Genomic DNA, 8052 nt, shown 5'->3' on the forward strand with positions numbered 1-8052 from the left:
AGGTAGTGCCGACGTTAGTCGGCTCCCATCGCTGCCAAAGACCTCAGCCGACTAACGTCGGCACTACGATGCCTGCGCCCCATGTCCTATTCAGCATGACAAGTTGCTGGGATACGTAACAATCTCTGCTTCCCTAACGTCGGCACTACGATGCTCGCCCATGTACTATTCAGATTGAGACGGCATGTTCGGCAATCTGCAATGGTATCAATCTCTCCCACTATGAAACCCTTCTTCCTCACATGCTTGTTGGCCTGCTTGTTGCTCCTTGGCTGCACCACCGAATCGGCGGCGAGCAACGAAGCCGTAGCGCCTGCGCGTGGCGTGACGACCAATGAGGCATCTGCGCCACACGATGCGATCCGTATCATGACCGCAGGGCCGGCGCAAGCTATCGATCCACGCTTGTTGGGCACCAATCTGCCGGCCTGGCTTGGGCCAGAGCGCCTAGCCAATCCAGACTTGCGCGAGCGGGTCACTGATCTTGGGCCAACTCTGATCCGTTTGCCAGGTGGCAGTTGGAGTAACCACTACGCTTGGAGCGCCTGTGAGCAAGGCAACGACACGAACTGCTACTGGCCTTGGGCTGCACGACCAAGCGATTTCCTCGCCTTCCTGCAAGCAACTGGCCAAGAGGCGATCTGGACCGTCTCGATCAATGGGACGGCCACTGAAGCAGCGGCCTTGGTAGCCTTCTTCAATGGAACCGTAGACGATGAGCGACCCCTGGGTGTGGATGTGCGTGGGCGCGACTGGTACACGGTGGGCCACTGGGCGCGCCTGCGGGCGGAACACGGCCACCCAGAGCCCTACCCAATTCGCCTCTGGGAAGTGGGCAATGAGATCTATGGGGCGGTTGCCGCAACCGGGCCGGGTTGTGCGCCCTTTGGTTGGGAAGAGGTCTGGACCTGTGATGCCAATGAGTATATCTTTGGCCGCGGTGAAGGGGCCGAGCGGCGCGAAGGCTACCTTGAGTTTCGTGAAGCGATGCGTGCGGTTGATCCGGACATCCTCGTTGGGGCTGTGGGGGTTGAACGTCCTGACGACTGGAGCGGTTGGGGCCGCACCGTCATTGAAGCTGCTGGTGAAGCACTCGATTTCTATGTGGTCCATCACTATGGTTTCGACGGCTCGGCTGCCGTGCGCGTCGAACAGGCTTTGCGTATCCCCCAGCGCACATGGCAGCCCATGATCGCCGGGTTGCACGCAGCTATGGATGCGGCCAACGGGCAACGGGTACCGATTGCCGTCACCGAGTACAACCTTGTAGCCTTCCTCGATCTCGATAGCCCATCCCTCATGATCCGTGCCGTCAATGCGCTCTATCTGGCCGATACCATTGGCCAAATGGCCCAACAGGGAATCCCCATTGCCAACCAGTGGAACCTCGCCAATGGCAGGGACAGTAATGGCCATGGGACAGACTATGGCCTCGTGGATGTAGACAGCTTCGAGCTCATCCCCCAATACTACGCCATGTTCCTCTGGCAACGTTTTGGAACTGAACTGCTGCCTGTAGAAAACCCCTTTCCCGCTGATACGGTGCTGAGTCTCTATGCCGGACGCGATGAAACCGGCGCATACACCCTGATGGCAATCAACAAGACCGAACGCACCCTCAACCCTCAAATCCAGCTTGTGGGCCAACCTGGCCCCTTCAACCTCGAACGGATTTGGGTCGAAAGCGACTCGCTTCTGAGTGAAAGCCTGCGCTATAATGGAATCTTAGGCACAACTAGCGCAGCCCTTGCTACCCCGGCGGAACAGCATGGCCTCGTAGCTAATCTTACAACCCAGAGCTTTCCGCCATACTCCATAACACTGCTGCGCTTTAGTCCATAGGCAAAGCATATGGTACGTATTATCCTCTTAAAACTGATCGAGAGCGCCTTCAAGCGCCTCTGGATTGCCCTGATTGCCATCACCGTGATGGCGGGTGTTGGCTTCTTTTGGGCCCAGAGCAAGGCTCCAACCTACACTTCGTCTGGTACGCTCTATGTCGAAAAGGAATCGCTCCTTGCATCATTGACCGCCGTCTCATCGGAGATGCCTTGGTGGGTGACGAAGACATCTGCTGAACGCACGATTGACGAGATTGATGAACTGCTCGCTACCCGCTCGTTTGCAGTGGCCGCGTTTGAACGTACCGATTTGGCCGCATCGCTCGCAAGCGATGACCCAAAAGAGTTGCAAGAGGCCATTGCTGATTTCCGCAAGATGATCAGTATGAGTACGCTCGGTGAGAAGACGGTACGCATCACCGGCACAAGCGAAGAACCGGAGATAGCCCAGCAGGTGGTCAATGCGTTACTCGATACCTATGTCGAATGGAAACTGATTGCCGACTACCAAGAGAGTGTGGTGGCCCAGAACTTCTTTGCCGACCTGATTGGCCCCTACCAAGATGATCTGCGTCGCGCACGCAACAATCTGATGCTCTTCCTGCAGGATAACCCGGAGCCAACCCAGAGCGAACGGCCCATCTATGAGCGGATGGAGATCGAACGGCTGCGGGCCGAAGTGGATCGCGCCGAGCGGCGGGTTGAAGAGACCAAGCGCAGCGAAGAGAGCGCCCGTTTGGCCTTGGCCCAGTCGGAAGCCTTAACGCGCCAGACCTACACGATCATTGATATGCCGCAGTTGCCAATGGAGCATAGTCGTTCAACCACCGCCTTCGTGATTGACATCGCCATCTTTGTGGTGGTTGGTGCTGCAATGGGGGTGGCGATCATCATCATGAGTGCTATCTTTGATCACACCTTCCGCTTTGCCCTCGATGTACGCAAAACGCTCAACCTGCCGGTATTGGCCGTGGTGCCTAAGGGCAAGCTGAGTTGGCGTGAACGGTTGCAGCGCTGGCGTCAACAGCCGCGTATGCGTCCAGTGACCATGCGGCAGCGGAGCGAACCGCAGCCGCAACTGGGGATCATGCCCAACCCTCCCAAGAGTAATCCCAAGTAGAGGGCTCTGATGAAGTTGTTTGGTCGTCGTAAGCAGCAAACATTCCAAGCACAGCATGCGGGGCTGAGCCTGCGTACCGCTGATGACAAGGAGTTGTCCTATTTCCCTCCCGCGATTGTGAGCAACGTTCGCCACATGGTGACCGAACAGGTCTACGGGGGGGGCTTACCGGCACGTGTGGCGATGCTCGCCGCGCTGCATGGTGAAGGGGTAACCTACACAAGTCTTGCGTTCGGGCTCACCTTGGCCCACGATATTGCGATTGATGTGTGTATCGTGGAGTTGAATTGGTGGCAAAGTGAATTTGGGCGGATGATCGGCAACCCCGAAGCCCCAGGACTTGCGGCGGTTGTCGCGGGGGATGCCAGCTTTGATGAGGTGCTGATCAAGACCAATCTGCCCAACTTGACACTCATGCCTGCTGGCTTCCTGCCCGCCGAGCGCCGTCATAATATTGCGCGCAGCGGCGTGCTACGCGAAACCATCGAACACCTAAGCCAACGGTACGATCACCTCATCCTCGATCTCCCGGCGATGCTAGCCACTAGCGACGCCTTAGCCTTGAGTAGCCTCGCCGAAGCCTGCTGCATTGTGGTTCGCCAAGGGATCACGCGCACTGCGAGTGTCAAACAGGTACTTGAGTATGTAAAAGAGCAGCAGGTATTAGGCATCATTCTTAACCAATCTTCTTTTTCTGCCCCACGTTGGCTCCTCAACCTCATTCCGCAAGGGTAGCGCATGCCATGAGTTTCTTCCTCCTCTTTCTGATTGTCTCATTCCTCTGTGGCCTCTTTCTCTACGAAGTACCCTTGGAGAAATTGGCATGGGTAGTAGCCGGGATTGCGGTTGTGATGGCTATTGGCTACTACTTCTTTGATCGTATCTAGATTATACTGAGCCATGTACGATGCTTCAATTGAACCTAGTGTGACCTCTGTGGAGGAGCAACAGCGGCGTGCGTGGCTGAAGAATGGCTTCTTCCTGCTCTGGGCCTTTGGCTTCATTGCGATCATGGCGCTGGTCGGGATGCGAAATGGCCCCCAGATCACCTTAGTTGCTTGGTTGATCTTCTTTGGGGTGCTTTTTGCAATTTTCTACAACCCACGCTATGGGGTCTATTGCCTGCTTGGATTTACGCTGGTCAGTGACATAGCGATGCTCTACTGGTATCCTTTTGTCAAAAACTTTTCGAGTGAGGAGTCAATCTTCTTTGTTAGTAATGCGCTCATTTTTAATCCGGTTGAGCTTTGCATTGTCTTAACTGCTGTCTCTTGGCTGGCCCGCATGTGGTTTGTAGAGCGCAAATTGGAGTTTACAACCGGGCCACTCTTTTGGCCCGTACTCGTGTTCATCATTTTTATCACCCTCGGCCTCGCAGTTGGAATTGTGCGTGGTGGCAATCTCAATATTGCCCTTTGGGAAACACGGGCAATCTATTGTTTACCAGCATTGTTATTCTTCGTCACGAACCTGATCAAGACCAAAGAGCAGTTGATTACGCTCTTTTGGTGTGCAATTATTGCGCTCTTTGTCAAGAGCATTGCGGCCTCGATCTATGTAGCTACAGTCCTCAATTTTGCAATTGGGAGTGTAGATCGCATCGCCGAGCATGCGATGTCCATCCAGTTCAACTCAATTATTGTCTTAACCGTTGCCACATTGCTCTTCAAAGGGCCCATGTCATGGCGCATTGTACTGCCGCTCATGGTACCAACGCTCATGCTTGGCATCTTGGGCAACAATCGCCGTTCGGGTTTTATTGCGCTGGGGCTGGCGCTCTTTTTTGTGATGCTGATTCTCTACTTTGATAATCGCAAACTCTTTGCAATCATTACGCCACCGCTGGCGGTCTTCTGCATTGTCTACTTGGCGGTCTTTTGGAATAGCTCCGGCCCGGTGAGCCTGCCGGTCAATGCGGTGCGTTCGGTATTGGGCCAAGCCAATGAGCGTGATGCCTCCTCAAACCTCTATCGTGAACTTGAAAATGCCAATACCATGTTTACCATCCAACAAGCCCCCTTAACGGGGGTTGGTTTTGGGCGGAAATTTTATATTATTGCGCCCATGGCTGATATTAGTTTCTTTGTCTTCTGGGAGTATATTACGCATAATTCAATGCTCTGGATCTGGATGAAGGCTGGGGTGGGCGCATTTCTTGCCATGATCTATATGATCAGTTGGTCGTTGATGATGGGCGCTCGTGTTATTCGCACCATGCCCAATGGTGAATTGCGCACGATTGCCGTTGGGGCAACGATGTATATTTTAATGCACTTTGTTTTTGGCTATGTAGACATGTGTTGGGACACGGCAAGCATGGTCTATATTGGATCAGTCATGGGAATGATCAATATTCTACCGCAGATAGCCGCCCAACCCGCTGCAACAGAAGGTTGAACGATCCCATGTACCAACTGAGCGTTGTCCTCCCCACCTACAACCGCCTTGGCCGTCTGAAAGGGGTCTTAGCCGCCCTCGAAGCGCAAGATTATCCTTGCGATGCCTTTGAGGTGATTGTGGTCTCTGACGGCTCGACTGACGGTACACACGACTTTTTGGCCACGTTGCAGCCGCGTTTTGCCCTGCGTACCATCATCCAAGCGAATCAAGGGCCAGCGGCAGCGCGCAATGCGGGCATCGCCTGTGCTACGGGTGAGATTGTGCTCTTCATTGATGATGATGAACTGCCGGTGCCAAGCTTTCTGAGCGAGCATATGCGTATTCACCAGCAACAACCCGCTACGGTTGTCTTGGGGCCTGTCCTTAGCCCCTCAGACTTCAAGCTCTCGCCTTGGGTTGACTGGGAGCAAGAGATGCTGATGAAGCAGTATCGTGCGATGGAGCAGGGTCTGTGGAAGCCTACGGGGCGGCAGTTCTTTTCGGGGAATACCTCGCTGCCGCGCAGCTACCTGCTGGCCGTTGGTGGCTTTGATGCGCGCTTCCGCCGGGCTGAAGATCTGGAGTTGGGCTACCGTTTAGCACGTACAAAGATTCAATTCTATTTCAATCCTAAAGCAATTGCCTATCATTATGCTGAACGGAGTTGGCAAGCATGGATCGCTATTCCATATAGCTACGGACGTAACGATATTATCTTTGCTCGCGCTGGTGAAACCTCGATCAATCGGGTGCTGTATAAAGAGTTTTGCCAACGCCACCCCTTTGTTCGTCTGCTCGTCTTGCTCTGTCTGGATCGCTTCACACTGAGTCGCCTGTCTACCACCGGCTTGCAAGCCCTGGCAGTGCGAAGCTACAACCTGGGGTGGCGCTCACTCTCACGCTTTGCGCTGAGTGGCATCTTTAATCTGCGCTACTACCAGGGTGTTGCTGATGAGTTGGGAGGCCGTCAATATTTTCTTGGCATGGCTAGTGTGTGACTAAATAGGTACTATGGATACTCCCTCGTTGCCACCTCCGCCCCCTCCCGCATCCGCATCCGCAACGCCCATGACGAGTGGTACGCGCATGGCGCGTAACGCTGGTCTGATGATGCTGGCTCAATTGCTCACATGGGCCATGGCCTTCCTCGTTGCGATCTTTCAGCCCCGCATCCTTGGCCCCCTTGCCGTTGGTCAGCTTGCAATTGCCTTCTCGATCTGGTTGATTGTTGGTGTGGTGATCAGCTTTGGCATGGACACCCATTTGACCAAAGAGATCGCCCGCAATCCTCAACGCACCAGTTCGCTGGTTGGTACCAGTCTGATCCTACGGGTGATCATCTGGCTCGTGAGCTGCTTTGCGGTCTGGGGCTACGAGCAGTTGAGCTTTGGTGCTGATCCCGTCCAGAGTGCCCTGATCTGGACAATTAGCTTGGCCACGCTCTTTGCTGCTCTGAGTAGCGCCATTATGGCTGCACTCGTGGGCCTCGAACAGATGCCCTTTGTCTCGCTGATGACGGTACTCAACAAGATTGTGCTTACCGTCTTGAGCCTGGCGCTGCTCTTTGCGGGCTTCAATGTCATCTGGATCAGCTTCGCCAGCATCATGGCGGCACTGGTTGGCTTCATTGGCGGGGCTTTCATCCTCTTTCGCCAATACCCGCTGCGGCTGCGCTTCGATTTCCCCACCGCCCGCGATATGCTCTTCGCTTCGCGCAAGTATCTGATCACCGCCTTGACGGTGATGTTCTACCAGCAGATTAGCTACCTCTTTATCGCATGGCTTGCCTCTACCGATGCGGTGGGTTGGTATAGTACCGCAACGAAACTCTATGGCACGCTCATGTTCTTTCCGGTAGCGATTGGTACCGTCGTCTTCCCTTCGCTCATTCGGAGCCACGCTGCTGGCCAGGATCACCTCAGTTATGCAGCACGACGCATCTTTAACCTGATGCTAACCATGAGCCTGCCGGTAGGCTTGGGCCTCACCACTTTTGCCGATCCGATTGTGCGCCTCCTTTATGGTGATGCCTTTGTGCAGACTGGTACGGTGCTGGCGGTGTTGGGCATTGTCTTGACCTTCACCTACCTGAATACGATTATCGGCCAGTTGATGTTGGCCGCCGAACGTACCTATGCGCTCAATCTGATTATGATCGTTGCCGCCTTCGCAACCATGCCGCTCAATTTTATCCTCGTCACCTGGAGCGATACGACGTTGGCCAATGGCGCTCTGGGCGGGGCCCTGGCCTTGATGATTACCGAAGCGAGCATTTTGCTCGCCATGATCTACCAATTGCCCAAAGGAACTCTGGGGGCCGACAATCTACGCGTCTGTGGCCTGAGCCTCTTCGCCGCCCTCGTGATGGTGCTGGCCATCTGGTGGTTACGCTCGACCAGCTTCTTTTTTCTTGGCGTGCCCCTGGGTGCAATCATCTACCTGGTTGCCATTCTACGCCTGCGCGTGCTACCACCTGAAGACCTAGAGTTGGCGAAAGAGGTCTTTACCAAGATCCGAGCGCGGTTGCAAGGGGCTAAGAGTTAGGAGAGCCGATACGTGAGATGAAGAGGCGATGACGCGAAGCCCTCGCCTCTGTGCGCCCTCGCAAATGGTAAGGGAAGGTTTCAGAAACATGCTTTCAGCTTTACCGTCGTAGTGCCGACTTTAGTCGGCATCCGGGGGGTGTCGGCGACCTCAGCCGACTAAAGTCGG

7 protein-coding genes are annotated in these 8052 nt (G+C 54.7%); all 7 read left to right on the forward strand.

The window, feature by feature from the left end; all coding sequences use genetic code 11:
• The first annotated feature begins 222 nt into the window (after nt 1–222).
• From CJ255_RS20000 to CJ255_RS20025, 7 genes are read left to right on the forward strand one after another with little or no spacing between them, the layout of a single operon-like run.
• Nucleotides 223–1842: an alpha-L-arabinofuranosidase family protein gene (locus CJ255_RS20000; protein WP_097645850.1), complete on the forward strand. Its 1620-nt coding sequence runs from the start codon at nt 223–225 to the stop codon at nt 1840–1842.
• Between the two features lie 9 nt (nt 1843–1851).
• Complete coding sequence (locus CJ255_RS20005; protein ID WP_097645851.1) at nt 1852–2961, forward strand: GumC domain-containing protein; 1110 nt, start codon at nt 1852–1854, stop codon at nt 2959–2961.
• Between the two features lie 9 nt (nt 2962–2970).
• A complete protein-coding gene (locus CJ255_RS20010; protein WP_097645852.1) occupies nt 2971–3696 on the forward strand; it encodes a CpsD/CapB family tyrosine-protein kinase in 726 nt (241 codons plus the stop codon).
• A gap of 8 nt (nt 3697–3704) precedes the next feature.
• A complete protein-coding gene (locus tag CJ255_RS23790) occupies nt 3705–3848 on the forward strand; it encodes a hypothetical protein (RefSeq protein ID WP_165774839.1) in 144 nt (47 codons plus the stop codon).
• A 40-nt stretch (nt 3849–3888) separates the two neighbouring features.
• The gene (locus CJ255_RS20015) at nt 3889–5358 is read left to right on the forward strand and encodes an O-antigen ligase family protein (RefSeq protein WP_165774840.1); all 1470 of its coding nucleotides are present in this window, start codon (nt 3889–3891) and stop codon (nt 5356–5358) included.
• Nucleotides 5359–5366: 8 nt separating this feature from the next.
• Nucleotides 5367–6338 carry an exopolysaccharide biosynthesis glycosyltransferase EpsD gene (epsD, locus tag CJ255_RS20020; RefSeq protein WP_174714085.1) on the forward strand — a complete coding sequence of 324 codons (972 nt, stop codon included), beginning with the start codon at nt 5367–5369 and terminating at the stop codon, nt 6336–6338.
• A gap of 13 nt (nt 6339–6351) precedes the next feature.
• The gene (locus tag CJ255_RS20025) at nt 6352–7884 is read left to right on the forward strand and encodes a flippase (RefSeq protein WP_245863615.1); all 1533 of its coding nucleotides are present in this window, start codon (nt 6352–6354) and stop codon (nt 7882–7884) included.
• Nucleotides 7885–8052: the final 168 nt, after the last annotated feature.

This window comes from Candidatus Viridilinea mediisalina (assembly GCF_002532535.1).
In the GTDB taxonomy this organism is placed as follows: domain Bacteria; phylum Chloroflexota; class Chloroflexia; order Chloroflexales; family Chloroflexaceae; genus Viridilinea; species Viridilinea mediisalina.

Coding starts and splice junctions, on each gene's coding strand:
- CJ255_RS20025 (WP_245863615.1), top strand. CDS start 6,352: ATGGATACTCCCTCGTTGCCACCTCCGCCCCCTCCCGCATCCGCATCC.
- CJ255_RS20000 (WP_097645850.1), top strand. CDS start 223: ATGAAACCCTTCTTCCTCACATGCTTGTTGGCCTGCTTGTTGCTCCTT.
- CJ255_RS20005 (WP_097645851.1), top strand. CDS start 1,852: ATGGTACGTATTATCCTCTTAAAACTGATCGAGAGCGCCTTCAAGCGC.
- CJ255_RS20010 (WP_097645852.1), top strand. CDS start 2,971: ATGAAGTTGTTTGGTCGTCGTAAGCAGCAAACATTCCAAGCACAGCAT.
- epsD (WP_174714085.1), top strand. CDS start 5,367: ATGTACCAACTGAGCGTTGTCCTCCCCACCTACAACCGCCTTGGCCGT.
- CJ255_RS23790 (WP_165774839.1), top strand. CDS start 3,705: ATGAGTTTCTTCCTCCTCTTTCTGATTGTCTCATTCCTCTGTGGCCTC.